Source organism: Streptomyces sp. NPDC002851, from assembly GCF_053591935.1.
The window spans coordinates 40,809-58,963 of sequence record NZ_JBSFUT010000041.1; the positions used below are offsets into that span (position 1 = coordinate 40,809).

Annotated in this window: 5 protein-coding genes; all 5 read right to left on the minus strand. The window is 73.7% G+C overall.

The genetic code is table 11. The features are described from left to right. Nucleotides 1-23: 23 nt before the first annotated feature. The 5 genes from ACWD10_RS32150 to ACWD10_RS32170 are packed head-to-tail and all read right to left on the minus strand — an operon-like array spanning nt 24 to nt 18,154. Complete coding sequence (locus ACWD10_RS32150) at nt 24-2,519, minus strand: penicillin acylase family protein (RefSeq protein ID WP_451097187.1); 2,496 nt, start codon at nt 2,517-2,519, stop codon at nt 24-26. After that, entirely contained in the window at nt 2,512-3,777 is a 1,266-nt protein-coding gene (locus ACWD10_RS32155; RefSeq protein ID WP_451097188.1) for an MFS transporter, read from the minus strand. Before ACWD10_RS32155 ends, ACWD10_RS32150 begins: the two co-directional genes overlap by 8 nt. After that, entirely contained in the window at nt 3,774-7,949 is a 4,176-nt protein-coding gene (locus ACWD10_RS32160; RefSeq protein ID WP_451097189.1) for an amino acid adenylation domain-containing protein, read from the minus strand. The genes ACWD10_RS32155 and ACWD10_RS32160 overlap by 4 nt, the downstream gene beginning before the upstream one ends. A gap of 36 nt (nt 7,950-7,985) precedes the next feature. Next, nucleotides 7,986-14,702 (minus strand): amino acid adenylation domain-containing protein, encoded by a 6,717-nt coding sequence (locus ACWD10_RS32165; protein WP_451097190.1) that lies wholly within the window; start codon nt 14,700-14,702, stop codon nt 7,986-7,988. Nucleotides 14,703-14,728: 26 nt separating this feature from the next. Continuing rightward, nucleotides 14,729-18,154 carry an AMP-binding protein gene (locus tag ACWD10_RS32170; RefSeq protein ID WP_451097191.1) on the minus strand — a complete coding sequence of 1,142 codons (3,426 nt, stop codon included), beginning with the start codon at nt 18,152-18,154 and terminating at the stop codon, nt 14,729-14,731. Between the last annotated feature and the right edge of the window lies 1 nt (nt 18,155).

Consider the following 18,155-nt stretch of genomic DNA (forward strand, 5'->3'; position numbering starts at 1 on the left):
TCAGATGATCCGAGAGAAACGGCCTAGCCCCCGCGGCGCGGGCGGTCCCCGCGCCGCGGGCGCAGCGTCAGCCGTGGCACCGACGGCCCCTCGGGGCCTGAGAGCGCCACGGCGTAGTTGCCCCCGGCGGCGTGGGTGCTCGACTGGTCCTCGTAGTGCGGCGAGCGGGGGTGCCCCGAACTGCCGTGCCGCAGCACGTCCCGCAGCCGCGGTCCTCCTGGCCCCAGCTCGGCGACGAACCGCCAGGGCGCGCCCTCGATCACGTTCCCCCGCCGGTCGGGGGTCATCAGGCACACCGAGTGGCCGCTGCCGCCGACCGGGGTGGGGCGGCCGCGGAACAGCGCGCCGAGCACCGGCACTGCCGCGGCCAGCGGGTGGCGGTCGTCGAGCCGGTGCACGCGGTCGTACCGCCAGTGCTCGGGGGACCCGCCGCACTCCGCCGCGATCCTGCGGGCCGCCTCGGTCAGGGCCCGGGACACGACCGTCGGCAGGGGCTCGTCGTCGCCGAGGCGCCGACGGGCCCCGGCGTCGAGCACGAGGTGGTCGACCTGCAGGGACACGTCCTGCATCGCGGCGGCCAGCCGCTCGCCGAGCCGGTTCGTCACCCAGTGCTCGGTGAGGACCTGCAGCAGCCGGAAGAACACCAGGGGCGCCGCACGGGACGCCTCGTCCCGCCCGTTCCAGCCGCGCAACAGAGCGTGGCACGCCTCGGGCAATGCCCCCTCGGGCGGCCGTTGCGCCAGCGCGTCCAGGAGGGCCGGAAGCACGCGGGCGGCACGGCCGTTGGCCACGTCGCCCTGCCAGTGCACGCAGTCCTCGACGGTGACCCGGCGGTCCGCGCCCTCGATCAGAGCGATGATGCGCTCGGCCCGGTACGGCGCCACCCAGTCGACGCCGACCTGGACCGGGGCGTCGTCGGCGACCATCTTGTGGTTGGCGGACACGATGTGGCCGCGGTCCGGGTTGACCACCTCCGGCAGCTCCTCGAAGTCGAGGAACTCCCGCCAGGATTCCGCCACTTCGATGTACGGCCCCGGGGCCAGGCCGCTGCCCGGACGGCGCTTGGGCACCCGCCCCACCGTCTTCAGCGCGATGTCGCCGTCCCGGCAGGCCACGACCACGTTCAGGACGGGCACCCCGAACTCGCGCAGAGCGTCGCGGAACTCCGCGTAGTCCCGGGCCCGCCACATCCGGACACAGCCGTCGACCTCGGCCGACGGAAGCAGGCCGCTCCAGAACAGGCCGTACCGCCCGCCGTTCGGCCCGCCGTCCGGCTCCTCGCCGGGCTCGGCTCCCGGCAGGTCCATCTCCACGTGCCGGTCCCCGCCCGCGGCGTGTACCGGTATCGCGTCCCGGCCGCGCACCTCGATGACCCCGGACACGCTCCAGGTGCGGGCCGCGTCGGACGACGCGTCCAGGACGCACAAGTCCTGTGTGTCGACGGTGGAGTTGGTGATGCCCCAGGCCAGGTCGCGGTTGGCGCCCGCGATCAGCCCCGGCAGGCCGGGCACCGTGACGCCGTATGCCTCGGACGTCCCGTCGGACGTCCCGTCGGACGTCGTGTCCGCCGCGTCCAGGCGCAGGCCCATCTGGTACCAGAGGCTCGGCCGGGTGAACAGCACATGTGGGTCGTTCGCGAGCAGTGGCCTGCCCGCGGCCGTGTGCTCCCCCGCCACGGCCCACGCGTTGGAGCCGATCGGGTGCTCGCCACGCAGCAGCCCCCGCAGCCACAGCCGGGACTCCTCGGGCAGGGCGTCGGCCGCACCGCCGGAGGCCCGCGTAACCGGCCCGGCTTCCGCCCCGTCCGCCCTGGGTGCCCCGCGCGTCCCGTCCGCCCCGGATGCCCCGGATGCCCCGGAGGCCGTGGCCACCCGCGCCGGGGTGTCGACCGTCACCGCCCCGTCCTTCGGGTACTTGGGGCGCAGGAACGACTCCGCGTACTCCGGGTGGGTGTGCAGCAGCCGTGCCCGGAACACCTCGTTCTTGAGGTTCATGCCGAGGTCGAAGCCCAGATGCTTGACGATCATCAGGGAGTCGCGCGGCGTCCAGGGCTCGGGGCGGTAGCGCAGCAGCAGGAACTCCACCGGAAGTCCGGCGCGGCCGCGCATCCTTCGCAGGGCCGCGTTCACCCCGTCGGCGAAGGCCGCGAGGCAGTGCCGCCCGGAGTCGCCGAGGAGGTCGTACGAGGCCGTCGCGAGCCGGTCGAAGCCGAGCTTGCGGGCGCGTACGTCCTCCGCCAGCGTGGGCTCGCCGAACACCTCCGAAAGCCGCCCCGCGGCCCTCCGGCGCAGCACGTCCATCTGCCAGAGGCGGTCGGTCGCCTGGGCGAAGCCGACGGCGAAGTACAGGTCCCGCTCGGTGCCCGCGGCCACCCACGGCACCCCCCGGCGGTCGCGGCGGACCGCCGCGCCCTCGTCGAGCCCGTCGACCCGCAGGGTGCCGCGGGTGGCCTGGGCCCACCGGCTGGGGGCCGCGAGCAGGCCGAGCCCCCAGGCCGCGACGCGTTCGAGCCTACCCACGGAGTGTCTCCTTCTCGTCCCGCGCCGGGTCGGTGAGGCCGGGCACCCGGCGACCGGCCACGACGTAGATCAGCACACTGCAGACTGCGAAGCCGCCGACGATCAGGAACATGGCGGGACCGCCGAGCCAGCCGAGGATCAGACCACCCGTGAACGGCCCGACGAAACCGCCGAGCTGACTGAAGGTCTGGGCGCCGAAGTAGCTGCCGCGCCGCTCCTCGGGGGCGATGCGGTCGATGAGGGCGAACTCGGCCGGGATGATGAAGGTCTCGCCGATCGAGAACACCACCATCGCCAGGACGAACTGCCAGGCCTGCCCGGACATCGCGAAGCCCACCATGCCCACGAACAGCAGTCCGCCGCCGAGGATGATGGAGAATACGGGCTGCCGCTTCTGCGCGGAGCGTGAGGCCACCAGTTGGAAGACCACGACGGTGATGGCGTTGGTGGTCAGTAGATAGCCCAGGATGCGGGTACCGTCCTCGAACCCGATCGACAGATGCTGGGCAAGGAGTGCGGAGATCTTGCTGTGCACGGCCTCCAGGAGCAGCCCTGCCGCGATGAAGCACAGCAGCCTGCGGTCGGTCACGACGGCCCGCAGGCTGTCCCCGAGGCCGCGGACCACCTGTCGCAGGAGGCGGCCTTCCGCCTCGGTGCGGACCACCGAGGACCGCTGCCGGGATGCCCGGTCGAGCAGGAGGGTCAGCCCCAGGAGCGCGAAGTAGCCCACGTACACGGCCGCGCCGAGCAGGAAGGCCGCCCGTCCGCCGGACAGCCCGGCGTACGCGCCGATCAGCGGCCCGACGGCGAAGCCGACGTTGACGGCCAGGTACTGGTACGAGAACCACTTCACGCGGCGCTCCTGCGGCAGCACATCGCTGAGCAGGGCCTTGGCGACCGGCCCGAACGAGCTGCTGCTCAGGGCGAGCGTCGCGTTGAACAGGAACACGGCCGCGAGGTGATGGCTGAAGTAGAAGCCGACGAACGACCCGACCACACCGAGCAGCGAGAGCAGGAGCAGTCGGGTCCGGCCCAGCAGGTCCGACAGGGAGCCCCCGACGAACCCGGCCGCGATCGCGAAGAACACGGACGAGCCGACGACGAACCCGACAGTCCCCGGCGGCAGGCCCAACTCACGGTGGAGGAAGACCGCGAGGAAGGGAATGGAGATCGAGTTGGCCAGGCTCATGATGCCGGAGCCGACGATCAGCAGGCGGGCCACCAGCGGCGGCCGCGCTGTGGTCATACTGGAGCTCATCGGCCGGCCAGCTCCCCCGCGGGGACGGGCGCGGGCCCGCGGTCCTGTGCGGCCAGGAAGCGGCGGACCAGCGCGGCGAGTTCGGCGGCGCGCGGCTGCCGCAGCATCGTCTCGTGCCCGGCGGTGACCGACGCGCAACTGAGGGCGGCGGGCGGTACGAGCCGCTCCCAGGAGGCGCGCGGCGAGACACCCCCGGCCCCGCGGGACGCGGCCGCCTCCAGCGCCTCGACCAGCAGCACGGGCCGCTCGGCGACGGGCGGCGCGGGCCAGGTCAGCGAGGACATCGCGCGGAACGCCTCGAACGTCTCCGCGAGGCCGTCGCCGAGCAGTTCCAGGGCGCTCGGCCCGATTAGCCGCCCCACTTCGGTGAGGAGTTCCGCCTCGGACCGGGCCCACACCGCCTCGACGCCCTCGGCGGCATAGCGCTCGCCGAGCACCGGGAACAGCCCGGCGAGGGTGCTGAGGAACTCCTTGAGCTGGTCCTCGCGCCCGGTGACCAGCTTGCGCTGCACCGCGTCGGGCGCCAGCGCGTCAAGGAGCACCACGGCCCCCACCTCGACGCCCCGGCGCGCGAGCGACTCGGCGACATAGCCGCTCAGCGCACCGCCGTAGGAGTGCCCGACGAGGTGCACCCGGTCGCCCGCCGCCCGGGAGATGACCCGGGCACAGTCGTCCGCGAGGGTGAGCAGGTCGGCCTCGCCCCGCCGGGCCTGAAGGATCTCCCGGGTGTTCAGGGCGTGGAAGGACCGCTCCTCGAAGTGCGCGGACAGCTGCGCGAACGACGCGCCGAGGCCCAGCACGCCGGGCAGCGCGAAGACCGGGGTGGCGCTGGAGGGATTCTGCCGCAGCGGGAACAGGCCGCGTACCGGCGCCGTGGCCGCGGTGCCCCCCGGGCCGCTTACGGCCGTGTCGAGCTGGGCGACGGCGGTGTCGGGCCGCTCCACGGCGGAGCGCAGCAGCGAGCGGAACTCCCGGGCCAGCGCCTCGACGGTGCCGCGCCGGAACAGATCCGTGTTGAACCGCCACCGGAGCCGGAGGCCGTCCGCCTCCTCCAGGACGTCCAGGACGAGGTCGGTCTGCGCGTCCTGCTCGGGCGAGCGCACCGGAGTGGCGACCAAGCCGTCCAGGTCGAGCCGGGCCGCCTCGTTGTTCTGGTACACGAACATGATCTGGAACAGCGGCGAGTGGGCCGCCGAGCGCTCCGGGTTCAGCCGCCGGACGAGCACGTCAAACGGGACGTGCTGGTGCTCCAGGTCGCGCAGGGTCTGCTCCCGGACCCGGCCAAGCAGCTCGCGGAAGCCCAGGTCCGGGTCGACCTCGGTGCGCAGCACCAGGGAGTTCACGAACATGCCGATGAGACCTTCGAGTTCGGCGGCGCGGCGGTTGGCGACCGGAGTGCCCAGGACGATGTCGCGCGCGCCGGAGCGGCGGGCGAGCAGCACCGCGAACGCCGTCTGCAGCACCACGAACGGGGTGGCGTTCTCGCCCAGGCCGAGCGTGCGCACGGCGTCGGTCTCCGCCTTGGAGAGCACCACCTCGTGCATCTCCCCGGCGTACGTCATGGTGTGTGGGCGAGGCTGGTCCAGGGGCAGCTCGTGTACCGCGGGAAGCCCCTCCAGGCGGCGCTCCCAGTACGCGATGTCCTGCTCCGCCGCGGGGCCGGACAGCCACGCGTGCATGCTGTGCGCGTAGTCGACGTACTCCAGGCCGAGCGGCGCGAGCGGCGTCTCTTCGGCGTCCGGCCGTTGCTTGAAGTACCCGTACAGCTCGACGAGTTCGCGGCTGAGGACCGCGTGGGACCAGCCGTCGGACGCCGCGTGGTGGGCAGTGATGAGCAGGGCGTGCCGACGCGCGTCGACGCGGATCAGGCGTACCCGCAGCATCGCGTCCCGCTCCAGGTCGAAGGGGCGCGCCAGCTCCGCCTCGGACAGCCGCCGCACCGCCGCGGCCCAGTCGCCGTCCGTCGGGGTGCCCAGGTGCTCCGGCTCGAGGGAGAACCGGCCGCCCGGGAGCACCACCTGCACCAGGCCCTCGTCCTCCAGGCGCAGCACCGTGCGCAGCGGGGCGTGCCGGTCGACGAGGGCGGCGAAGGCCCGGCCGAGCGCGGCCACGTCGAGGTCGCCGTGCAGCAGCACCGTCTGGTGCAGGTTGTACGCGCCGCTGTCCGGCTCCAGCTGGGACAGGTAGTACAGGCGGGTCTGTGGGTCGGTCGCCGGGGCCCGGTCCCGTTCGGGCGCCCTGGCCAGGACGAGACCGCCGGGCGCGGCGTCCTGGCCGGGGCCGCTCTCTGCACGGACGGCGCGCGCGAGGGCCCGGGCCGTCGGCTCGCGCAGGAAGTCACGCAGCGGCACGTCCACGCCGAACTCGCCGTGGACGCGGGACAGCAACCGGATGGCGACCAGGGAGTGGCCGCCGAGCTCGAAGAACCCGGCTGCTGGGTCGACCCGCTCCAGCTTCAGGAGCTCGGCGACCAGCGCGGCGATCCTCACCGCGGTGGCGTCGTCGCCCCCGCTCTCTTCGGCCGGTGCGCCCGGCGCCGACGCCTGCTGGACCGTGCCCTCGCCGAGCCGGGGGGCGTGCTCGGGGTCGGGCAGCGCCTTGCGGTCGAGCTTGCCGTTCTGCGTCAGCGGCAGCGCGTCGACCGCGACGAACACGCCGGGCACCATGTACGGGGGCAGCGCCGCGGCCAGCTCGCGGCGCAGCGCGACCGCGGTGAGCTCCGGCCGGGCCGGCACGACATAGGCCACCAGGCTGGTGCCGAGCCCCGGCAGTTCGCGGGCCGCGACGGCGGCCTCGGCCAGCGAGTCCAGGGCCCGCAGCGCGCCCTCCACCTCGCCCAGCTCGACGCGATGGCCGCGGATCTTGACCTGGTCGTCCGTACGGCCGTGGAAGGCGAAGTCGCCCGACTCGGTGCGCTCGACGAGATCGCCGGTGCGGTAGCCGCGCCCCCGCCCGCCGGGCAGCTCCACGAACCGCTCGCGGTTCAGCTCGGGGCTGCGCAGGTAACCCAGGGTCACCCCGGGGCCGCTGACGACCAGCTCGCCGCGCTGCCCGGCCGGGACCTCGCGCAGGTCCGCGTCGACCACCAGGAACCGCAGGTCCGGCAGCGGGCCGCCGATCAGGGACCGGCCCTCGGACAGGTCCGCGGCGCGCACCCTGCGGCAGGAGGCGTACACGGTCGTCTCCGTAGGCCCGTACTGGTTGATCAACTGGGGTGCCGCGTCCCCGTACTTCGCCACCCACGGCCTGAGGTCGGAGAAGTGCAGCGCCTCCCCGGCGAGGACGACGCGGCGCAGCGGCAGCCGCTCGGAGCGCCCGGCGTCCTCGGCGATGAGCTGGTTGAACGCGCTGGGTGTCTGACTCAGCATGGTGACCCGCTCGCGGCGCAGCAGCTCCCAGAACGCGGCCGGGTCCTTGGCCGTCTCCTGCTCGACGACGACCAGGCAACCGCCGTGGAGCAGCGGCCCCCACATCTCCCAGACGGACACGTCGAAGGCGAAGGTGTGGAACAGCGACCACACGTCGTCCGGGCCAAAGCCGTGCAGCTCCTGCGACACGGAGAACAACCGCAGCACATTGCCGTGCGACACCTGCACGCCCTTGGGCCTGCCGGTGGTGCCGGAGGTGAAGATGATGTACGCCCGGGAGTCCCGCCCGAGCTCGGCGGCCGGCACCGGCTCCGCCGGCACGGGCAGCGCCTCGTCCACGCACACCACGGGCACCCCGCCGGGAACCGTCGGGGCCAGCGCCCGCGAGGTGATCACCGCGGATGGATCGGCGTCCTCAAGGATCAGCGCGAGCCGCGCCCGCGGGGTACTCGGGTCGAGCGGCACGTACGAAGCCCCGGTGCGCAGCGCGGCGATCGCCGCCGCCACCATGTCCGCCGACCGCTCCAGGAACACGCCCACCGGGCGGCCCGGGTCGGCGCCGAGGCCGCGCACCGCCGCGGCCAGCGCGTGCACCCGGTCGTCGAGTTCGCGGTACGTCCACACGGCGCCCGCGCAGCGCACCGCGTCCCGGTCGGGGTGGGCGGCCACGGTGGCGTCGAAGGCCTCGACGAGGCTGCGCCGGTCGGCGACCGAGGGGGCGGGGTCCCAACTCCCGGCGCGGGATGCGGCGGTGCCGCGCTGCGTGACACGTCGGCGCAACAGGTCGGCACGGTCCTGATTCATGGTGGGTCCTTCGGGAAGAGGGCTTCGGTCCGGTGGTCACAGCGCGAGCAGCAGGGCGGAGAGGAGCCCCGCGTGCTCGACGCGGGCGACGAACTCCGACCACTGCGGCGAGGCGACGAGCTCGTCGAACGGGCGGGTGCGGTCGACGGCGGCTCCGGTGAGGTCGGCCCGGATACGGTGCAGCGCCTCCAGGTCCGCGTCGGAGACGAGCACCAGCTCGGCGAGGGGCGCGTCCGGGCGTTCGAGCAGCGCTGTCAGGGACCGGTCGACCGCGTCGAGGAGGCGGCGCACGGTGGCCTCGGTGAACAGCGTGGTGTCGTACTGCACGGACAGGCGCAGCCCGGTGTCCGCCACGAACCGCAGGAGCAGGTCGAACAGGGCGGTCGCCGGGGGAACCTGCTCCAGGCCGCCGGTGAGGCCGGGCAGCGCGTCGAGGTCGAGCGGATAGTTGTCCAGCGTGACCAGCGCCTGGACCAGCGGCGACACGCCGGGGGTGCGCTCGACACCGGCCGCCCGGACGATGTCCTGGAACGGCAGGCGCTGGTGCTCAAGGGCGGCGAGTGCGCTCTCGGCCACGGAGTCGAGGAACGCCGCCCCGCTCCGGGAGCGCTCCACGCGGTAGCGGAACGGCAGCGTGTCGGCGAAGTAGCCGATCAGCGGGGTGGTTTCGGGCAGGTGACGGCCCGCCACGGCGGAGCCGAGCACCACGTCGTCCCGCTGGGCAAGCCGGGCCAGGACGACCGCGCTCGCCGCGTGCACCACCATGAACGGGGTCAACCCGCGGGCCCGGGCGACGTCCTCGACGCGGCGCAGCGTCCGCGGGTCCCAGTCCCGGACGAGGTGACCGGCGGCACGGCTGCGGTCCTCGGTCCGCTCGTAGTCGGTCACCAGGCCCAACTCGCCCGGGTAGCCGTCCAGGTAGCCGCGCCAGAACGCGGTCTCCTCGGGGGCGGCGGCGGGCGCCCTGCCCTGCTGCCAGAGGGCGTAGTCGCCGTACTGGACGGGCAGTTCGGGCAGGTCGGGGGCGCGGCCGTCGCGGTGCGCCCGGTAAGCCTCGGTGATCTCCCGGATCGCTACGTCGGTGGACCAGCCGTCGGACACGATGTGGTGGCTGCTCCACTGCAGCACGTGCTCGGTGTCGGAGAACCGGTACAGGCGGGCCACGACGAGCGGGCCGTGCTCCAGGTCGAAGCGGAGGCCCGCGGCCTGCGCGCGGACGTACGCCGCCATCTCCCGCGGGTCGGTGAGCCGGTCCGCGCCGCGGTCGACGACCTCCAGGCGCGGGCCGCCGTCGGCAGCCGGGCGCTGCACGGGGACGCCGTCCCGGCTCGTGAACCGCATCGAGAGGATTTCGTGCCGCTCGCCCAGGGTCCGTACCGCCGCCGCGAGGGCGTCGGCGTCGAGCTCGCCCGACAGGTGCAGCAGGGTGGTGTTCTCGTAGGAGCGGTCGTCCGGGTTCACCTGGGCGAGGAACCAGAGGCTCGCCTGGTTGACCGCGAGCGGGAACTGCGCGGGCCGCGGAGAGCGGGGCTCGATCCGGTCCGCGGCGGCCCGGCCATCGCGGGCGTGCCGGTCCACCTGCCCGGCGAGCGCCCGCGGCGTGGGGTGCTCGAACAGCAGGCGCAGCGGCAGGTCCACGTCGAAGCGGTCCCGCAGCCGGGCCATCACCTGGGCGGCATGCAGCGAGTGGCCGCCGAGGGCGAAGAAGTTCGACAGCGGCGCGAGGGCGCGGGCGGGCTTCAGAACACCGGTCCAGATGTCGATCACCGCGGCCTCGGTGGGCGTCTCGGGCCCGCCGTCCTCCTCCGCGTCCGGCCGGACGTCCGTCAGGTCGTACGCCGCCAGGGCCTTGGTGTCGACCTTGCCGTGCGCGGTGCGCGGCAGCTCGTCCAGGGCGATCAGATGGTCCGGCACCGCATACCGGGGCAGTATCTCCGCCAGGCGGTCCCGCAGCTGCAGCGGGGAGACCTGCGCCCGCACGAGGATGTCCCCGCCGCCGCCCGCCGCCCCGGTGACCGTCGGGACGTAGAACGCGACGAGCTGCTTGCCGTACTCCTCGCTGTCCCGCACGGTGACGACGCTCTCCTGCAGCGTGTCCACCGACGCGAGGGCGTGCTGCACCTCGCCGAGTTCGACGCGGTGACCGCGCACCTTCAGCTGGCCGTCGATCCGGCCGAGAAACTCGAAGGTGCCGTCGGCGAGCTGACGGCCGCGGTCCCCGGTGCGGTAGGCCAGCACGCCCGGCCCGTCCGCGAACGGGTCCGGCACGAACGCCGCCGCCGTGCGCTCCGGGTCGTTCACATAGCCGCCGCCCACACACAGGCCGCCCACATAGAGCTCGCCGGGGGTGCCCACCGGTACGGGCTCGCGGTTGTCGTCGAGGACGTACACCCGCGCGTTGGCGATGGGTCGGCCCACCGGCACCGACGCGGCGCGCTCGTCGGCCTCGCCGACCAGCTCGTGGTGCGTGCAGTCGTCGGAGACCTCCGTGGCGCCCCACATGTTGAGCAGGCGCACGGTCGGCAGCAGGCGGCGGAAGGCGTTGGCGCACTGCGGGGTGAGCGTCTCGCCGCTGGAGACGACCCAGCGCAGTGCGAACGGCGGATACGCGTCCGTGCCGTAGTGGGCGAGCTCGGCGGCCAGGACGCTGAGCACCGAGGGCGACACCTCGAGCACGGTGATGCCGTCGTCCGCGACTGCCCGCAGCAGCCGCGACGGGTCCTGGCTGACCGTGTCCGGATAGATGACGGTACGGGCCCCGGCCAGGAGCGGGGCGAGCAGTTGCCACACGGAGATGTCGAAGGTGGCCGCCGCGTCCTGGGACACCCGGTCGTCGGCGCCGATGCTCAGCGCGTCGAGCTTCGCGCGGAGATGGTTGAGCATGCCGTCGTGGCGCAGCAGGGCCCCCTTGGGCGCACCGGTGGAGCCCGAGGTGAAGATGATGTACGCGTCGTCGCGGCCGGACGGGAACGGGCCCGCGTACGGCGCCCGGCCGCGCGCGTCCCGCAGCAGACCGGCGAGACCGGCGACGGCGACGCCGCCCGCGGCGGCCGCCTCGGCCATCGGCCGGTGGGCCTCGTCGCACAGGACGAGGTCGGCCCCGCTCGTCGTGAGCATCCCGGCGACCCGGCGCTCCGGGCCCGCGGGCAGCGGCAGATGGAGCGCGCCGAGGCGCAGCACGGCGAGCACGGTCACCAGATAGTCGAGACCGCGCCCGGCGACGAGACCGACGACCGTGCCCCGGGTCACCCCGCGCTCGGCGAGCACGGTGGCCAGCGCCCCGGCCCGCTCGGCGAGTTCGCGGTACGTGAGAGTCTCCTCGCCGCACTGGGCGGCCACGGCGTCGGCGTGCCGGGCGGCCGCCTCCTCGAAGGCGGCGACGAAACCGGACGCGGGCAGGGGCGTCGCGGGATCCCCGTAGCCGTCCACGAGCCGCTGCCACAGCGCGTCGCCGAGCAGGGCGGCGTTGCCCGGGACCTCCTCGGGCGCGGCGACTACATCGGCGAGTGCGTTGCGGTAGAGGTCGCCGATCGTGCGGAGCTGGTCCTCCGTCACCCGCTGCATGTTCGCCTCCAGATCGAGGGAGAGCAGGCGGGTGAAGGGGTCCTTGTTGAACTCGGTGCGCAGCGTGAAGTGCGTCTGGATGTACGCCTTGGCGTCGACGACCTCCAGGTCGGTGGCGGACGCCAGCTGCTCGTAGCTGTGGAAGTGGGTGTAGTTGAAGCTGACGTCGGTCAGCTCGCGGACCCCGGCGAGCCGCTGGATCTCCGCGTACGGCAGGCGGCGCACCGGCAGGAGCTGCTGCTCCTTCGCGAACGCGCCGCTGATCAGCTCGTCCCACGTGGCCCGCGCGGTGCGCAGCCGGTAGGGCACCACGTTCAGGTGGACACCCATGACGTCGGCGCCGCCCTCCTCCTCGGAGCGGCCGTTGGACTCGACTCCCAGGACCACCTCGGACCGGCCGGTGAGCACGGCGAGCACCCGGGCGTGGACGGCGAGCAGGACGTGCTTCAGGGACACACCGCGCGCGCGGGCGACCCGGTCCAGGCGCTCGGACAGCTCCGGGTCGATATCGACGCTGAGGAAGCCCATCGTGTTGGCGTGCCGGTCCTCGGGACCGGCGACCAGGCGGGGCAGCAGGGTCGGGGGTGTCTCGGCCAGCTCCTCGCGCCAGAAGTCGCTCACGGCCGGGTCGGTGAGCGCCGCCCGCTCCAGGGCGATGTAGTCGGCGTAACGGCGCGCGGGCAGCGGGGCCGGGTCCTTGTCGGCGCCGTCCCGCAGCGCCCAGTAATCCGCGAGGATCTCGGTGATCAGGGACGACTCGCTCCAGCCGTCGAGCAGGGCGTCGTGGAAGCTCATGGAGAACAGGAACTGATCCTCGCCGAGCAGGTGCACCGTGAACCGCATGAGCGGCGGCCTCGCCCAGTCGTAACTGCGCCGCCGCTCGGCCAGCTGCCAGGTCTCCAGCTCCTGCTCGCGCCGGTCGGCCGGAAGGCCGCGCAGGTCGTGCACGGTCACCTCCGGCCGGGCGGACTCGTACACCAGCTGCAACGGCTCGGAGTACGTCGTGAAGTCGAAGGCGGTGCGCAGAATCTCGTGCCGGGCCACGGCGCGGGACACGGCCCTTGCCATCGCGTCGTGGTCGTAGACGGCCCGCAGACGGAACATGAAGATGTCGCAGTACATGTTCACATCGGTGTCGTACGCACTGTGGAACAGCAGGCCCGCCTGGAGCGTCCCTACCGGGTAGGCGTCGACGATGCCGTCGGCGGGCAGCAGGGCCCGGTCCACTGCGCCGATCAGGTCGAACGGCTCGACGCCCGGGCGGGTGGGCGGCGCCGTGGTCTCCTGCCCGGCGGCCGTGGCCAGGGCACGCGGGGTCTGCAGCGCGTAGATGTCGGACAGTTCGAGGGCGATGCCCCGCCGGAGGGCCTCGGCGCGCAGCTGCAGGGCCGTGATCGAGTCGCCGCCTACGGAGAAGAACGAGTCGTCCGCCGCGACGCCGCTGACGCCGAGGACGGCCTCGAAGGCGGCGCACAGCGCCCGCGCGTCGCCCGCGGCGCCGGGACCGGCCGGGGCGTCGCCGCCGGGCCGGGCGGCGGCGGGTTCGCGCAGGCTGTTGGCGGCCGTCGCGGCGGGCAGCCGGTCGCGGTCCACCTTGCCGTTATGGTTCATCGGGATGGCGTCCACCGGCACGATGAACGCCGGGATCATGTAGTGCGGAAGCCGCTCGCGAAGCCGCTCGAACAGCTCGCCCACGTCCAGGTCCGGCCGGTGCACGACATACGCGAGGATCCGCGGGACGGTGTCGGCAGCCGCACCGGCCCGGCCGCCGCGCACCAGGTCGCGCACCCCGCCGATCGCGGTGGACACGGTGCGGTCCTTGACCACGGGGCTGCCCGGCCGCTCCCTGCTGACCAGCACGGCGGCGCGCTCGATGCCGGGCACGTCGTTCAGGACGGCCTGGATCTCGCCGAGTTCGATGCGGAAGCCGCGGATCTTGACCTGGTCGTCCGCGCGGCCCCGGTACTCGTACTCGCCCGACTCGGTGCGGCGCGCCAGGTCGCCGGAGCGGTAGCCGCGCCCCGCACCGCCGGGCAGCTCCACGAAGCGCTCGCGGTTGAGTTCGGGACGGTCCAGATAGCCGAGCGTCACCCCCGGCCCGGTGACCACGATCTCACCGACCTCCCCGGCCGGGACCTCGCGCAGCTCGGCGTCGACAAGGGTGAACTCCAGGTCGGGCAGCGGTCGTCCGATCAGGGACCGCCCCTGGTCCAGATCCTCGCGCAGCACGCGGCGGAACGAGGCGTGCACCGTCGTCTCCGTGATGCCGTACATGTTGATCAGTTGCGGGGCGGCATCGCCGTACTTGGCGACCCAGCGCTTGAGGTCGGAGAAGTGCAGCGCCTCGCCGCCGAACACCACCCAGCGCAGCGGCAGCTTCCCGGCATGGCCCGCGTCCTCGGAGATCAGCTGGGTGAACGCGGTCGGGGTCTGGCTGAGCATCGTCACGCCGGTGCGTTCCAGGAGCTCCCGGAACGCGGCCGGGTCCTGGGCGACCCGCTGCTCCACCACGACGACACAGCCGCCGTACAGCAGGGCGCCCCACATCTCCCAGACGGAGAAGTCGAAAGCGAACGAATGGAACATCGACCACACGTCGTCCGGGCCGAACCCGAACAGGCCCTCGGTCGTGGCGAACAGCCGCAGCACATTGCCGTGCGACACTTGCACGCCCTTGGGCCTGCCGGTGGTGCCGGAGGTGAAGATGATGTACGCCCGGGAATCGCCCGTCACCTCGGCCGGGGTGAACCGCTCGCCCGGGGCGGGCAGTTCCTCGTCCAGACACACGACCGGCACGCCCCGCGGCACCAGGTCGGCGAGCGCCCGCGTGGTGATCACCACCGACGGCGCGGCGTCGTCGAGGATCAGCTCGAGGCGCGCCCGCGGCGTGGCCGGGTCCAGGGGCAGGTACGACGAACCGGTCCGCAGCACCGCGAGCGCGGCGGCGGGCAGGTCGGCCGACCGCTGAAGGAGGACGCCCGTCGGCCGGTCCGCCCGGCCGGGACCGGCGGCAGCGGCCACCGCGGCGGCGATACGGTCCGCGCGGGCATCCAGCTCGCGGTAGGTCAGCTCCCGTTCGCCGCACCGCACGGCGGTCCGGTCGGGAAAGGCCGCCACCGCCGCGGCGACCCCCTCGACCAGGGTGCGCACGCCTGCCACCGAACCCACCGCGAAGCTGCGTTCCTGCATGGTGTTGCCTCCGAAATCTCTCTCGCTCAACGTGACAGGCCGTCAGGGGAAGGGGAGTCGGCGCTCAACAGCGCCTGCAGGCCGGAGCGGAACGCCTCGGCGACCCGGCCGGCCGTCGCGGCATCGACGAGGCGCTCCTGGTGGACGAGGCGGAACACGAGCCGGTCCTCGTGCCGGGTGCCGTAGAGGCTGACGGCGAAGGCGACATCGCGTGGTGGTACGTCGACGGCCTGAAGCTCGATCTCGCCGACGGTCTGCCGGCAGCCGCTGGACGCAAGCGAGAAGCCCTCCGCGAGCCGGTCGTCGGCCGACTGCTGGAACGTCAACGTCGCCTGGAACACCGGGTTCTGCCCATGACGCTCGGGCGCCAGGGCCTTCACAAGGCGCGCGAACGGGACCTCCGCGTCCTCCAGGGCGGCGCGCAGCCCGTCCCAGGTGCGCTGTTCGAGCGTCTCCGGCCGCTCGCCGCCCCGGAAGTCGCCGAGCAGGGGCAGCATGTTGACCAGATAGCCCACGGTGTCGGTGAACCGCCCGTCGGTCCTGCCGTGGTGCGGCACGCCGATCACCACCTGCTGCTCGCCCGTGACCTGGTGGAGCGCCCACAGGTACGCGGCGGCCAGCGTGACGAACGGGGTGCGGCCGTGCCGCTTGGCGTGCTCGGCGAGCCGGGCGGCCGTGGCGGCGTCGACCTCGAAGTCGACTACGCCCGCCGGGTTGCGGCCGCGGACGCCGGGGGAGCCCGCGGTGAACAGCAGGTGGTTCCGCAGCGGGTGCCAGCGCTCCGCCAGCCGGTCGAGACGGGCCCCGGTCGCGGGGCCAGCGGCCGCGGCGGCCTGGAGACCGGCCCACTCCAGGGCCGTGCCGGAGACGGCGGACCGCTCGGCGGGCTCCTCGGGCAGGTCGACGCCCGGCAGCCGCCGCAGGATCTGCGCGAGGACGGTGCGCAGCGACCAGTGGTCGGCCACCGAGTGGTGGCAGACGAACAGCAACACGGTGCGGTCCGCCGAGGTCGCCGCCGCGGCACGGACCAGCGGCCCCTCCGTCAGCGAGAACCTGGTGTAGGCGGCCTCGTGCAGGAAGGCCCGCACGGCGTCGTCCTCGCCGTCGGTGAAATCCCGGGGCCGCCAGTCGAGCCGGAGGTCGTCACGGACCTGCTGCGTGCCGGTGCCGAGTGGGCCGAACACGGTGCGCAGGGCCACGTGCCGGTCGATCACGGCGGCCACGGCCCTGCGCAGCACCTCCGGCTCGTAGCGGCGTGACAGGCGCACCGCCGTGGGCAGGTTGTTCGCCGTGTCCAGCGGGTGCAGCTCGTCATAGAACTGCATCTGGATCTGGCCCTCGGCCGCCGGACCCGGACCCGTGGGCGCCGCATGTCCCGTGCCCGTGGGTGCCGCGTGGCCCGGGGAGGCCGCGGTGGCGGTACGGGCCGTGAGGGCCGCGGCCACTTCGTCCAGGGACCGGTCCCCGTAGAAGAGACGGCTCTCCACCGGCTGCCCGATGCGCTGCTCGAAGGCCGCCTTGACGGCGGTCAGTTGCAGGGAGTTCAGGCCGAGCGCGGCCAGCGGCCGGGCCCGGTCCTCGGGGCCGGGCACACCGCCGAGGCGGGCGGCGATCAACTCGCCGAGCAGGGCACGCACCGCGCGGCCGCGCTCCGCCTCGCCGAGGGTGTGCAGCGCGCCCGCCTCGACCCGGGCCCGCTCGGCCTCCCGCACCCCCGGCGCCGGGGTGACCAGACGCAGGCGGCCCGCGAGGTGGCGGGCCCGGGCCTCGGCCCTGCGGATCTTGCCGCTGGAGGTCTTGGGCAGCGAGCCGGGGTAGACGAACACCACGTCGGCCAGGTCCAGATCGCACTCCGCGCCGACCGCGCGCAGCACATCCCCGCGCACCGCCGCGGCGAGCTCGATGTCGTCGCGCAGCCCGGCCGTCGACGTCCGCCGGACCTCGGCCACCAGCACGACCTCGGGCGCCTGAGGGTCGGGCTGGAAGGCGGCGGCGCAGCCCTTGCGCAGATGCGGCCCGACGCTGGTGGCGACGTTCTCGATGTCATGCGGGTAGAAGTTGCGGCCCGCGACGATGAGGAGGTCCTTGCGACGCCCGACCGGGTAGAGCTCGCCGCCATGGAGGGCCCCGAGGTCACCGGTGCGCAGGAACGTCCCGTCGTACCCGGCGACGCGGGCGCGGAAGGTCTCCTCGGTCGCGGCCGCGTCGCCCCAGTAGCCCTGGGCGACACCGGCGCTGCGCACACAGATCTCGCCGATGGTGCCGTCCGGCACGGCCCGGCCCTCCGCGTCGCGGATCACGACGTCCGTGCGCAGCGCGGGGCGGCCCGCGGACACGACGGCGACGCCGTCCTCGGCCCCCGGATCTGCCACGGGGCGCAGCAGGCCCTGTTCGACCGCGGTGCGGTCGAACTGGCCGGTGCGGTGGCCCGTCATGGGCTCGGCCCCGGAGACGAACAAGGTGGCCTCGGCCAGGCCGTAGCAGGGGTAGATCGCCCGGGCGTCGAAGCCGTGCCCGCGGTACACATCGGCGAACGAGCGGAGCGTCTTCTCGACGACGGGCTCGGCGCCGTTGAACGCGATACGCCACCGGCTCAGGTCGAGTCCGGCCAGGCGCTCCGGGTCGTACCGGTCCACGAGGAGCTGATAGGCGAAGTTGGGGCCGCCGGAGCAGGTGGCGCCGAAGCGAGCGATCGCCCGGGGCCAGATGAGCGGGTCGTGGATGAACGCGAAGGTGTCCAGCATCACGGTCCGCAGCCCGAGGTACAGCGGCAGCAGTGCCGCCCCGATCAGCCCCATGTCGTGGTACAGCGGCAGCCAGCTCAGGATGAGGTCGTCCGAGCGGACACCGAAGCCGTCGGCGATGGCCTCCTCGTTCTCGGCGAGATTGCCGTGGCTGACCATCACGCCCTTCGGATCGCCCGTCGAACCCGAGGTGTACTGCAGGAAGGCCAGTTCCTCGGCGCCGGGCTCGACCGCCCGGTGCAGGGCGCGAGGCGTGGCCGACAGCTCCTCGACGGTGTGAACCCGCAGGTTCTCGGAGCCCGCGGGCCGCGGGAGGTCGGCGAGGTATCCGGAGAGCAGTTCGTTGGTGAGGGCGTGGGTGGGTCGGCAGCTGCGGATCACGGCCTCGATCCGGTCGAACTTGGCGCCGGGCCGGGGCAGATACAGCGGGACCGCCACGACGCCCGCGTACAGACAGCCGAGGAACGCGACCAGATAGTCGAGGCCCGGCGCGAACAGGAGCAGGACGCGGTCGCCGCGGCGAGTCTCGCGCTGCAGCGCGGCGGCCATCCGGACCGCGGCGTCCTCCAGCTCGCGGTAGGTGACGTCCCGCTGCACCTGTAGCTCGCCGTCGACGAAGGTGTAGGCGACGGCGTCGGGGCGCTGCTCGGCCCAGTGGGTCAGAGCGGCGGGGATCGACGTGAACCGGGTTCGGGTAGGGGTCGTCATC

Bases quoted from the DNA above. Each gene is read 5' to 3' on its own strand.
- ACWD10_RS32155 (WP_451097188.1), bottom strand. From the start codon at position 3,777: ATGAGCTCCAGTATGACCACAGCGCGGCCGCCGCTGGTGGCCCGCCTG.
- ACWD10_RS32160 (WP_451097189.1), bottom strand. From the start codon at position 7,949: ATGAATCAGGACCGTGCCGACCTGTTGCGCCGACGTGTCACGCAGCGC.
- ACWD10_RS32165 (WP_451097190.1), bottom strand. From the start codon at position 14,702: ATGCAGGAACGCAGCTTCGCGGTGGGTTCGGTGGCAGGCGTGCGCACC.
- ACWD10_RS32170 (WP_451097191.1), bottom strand. From the start codon at position 18,154: ATGACGACCCCTACCCGAACCCGGTTCACGTCGATCCCCGCCGCTCTG.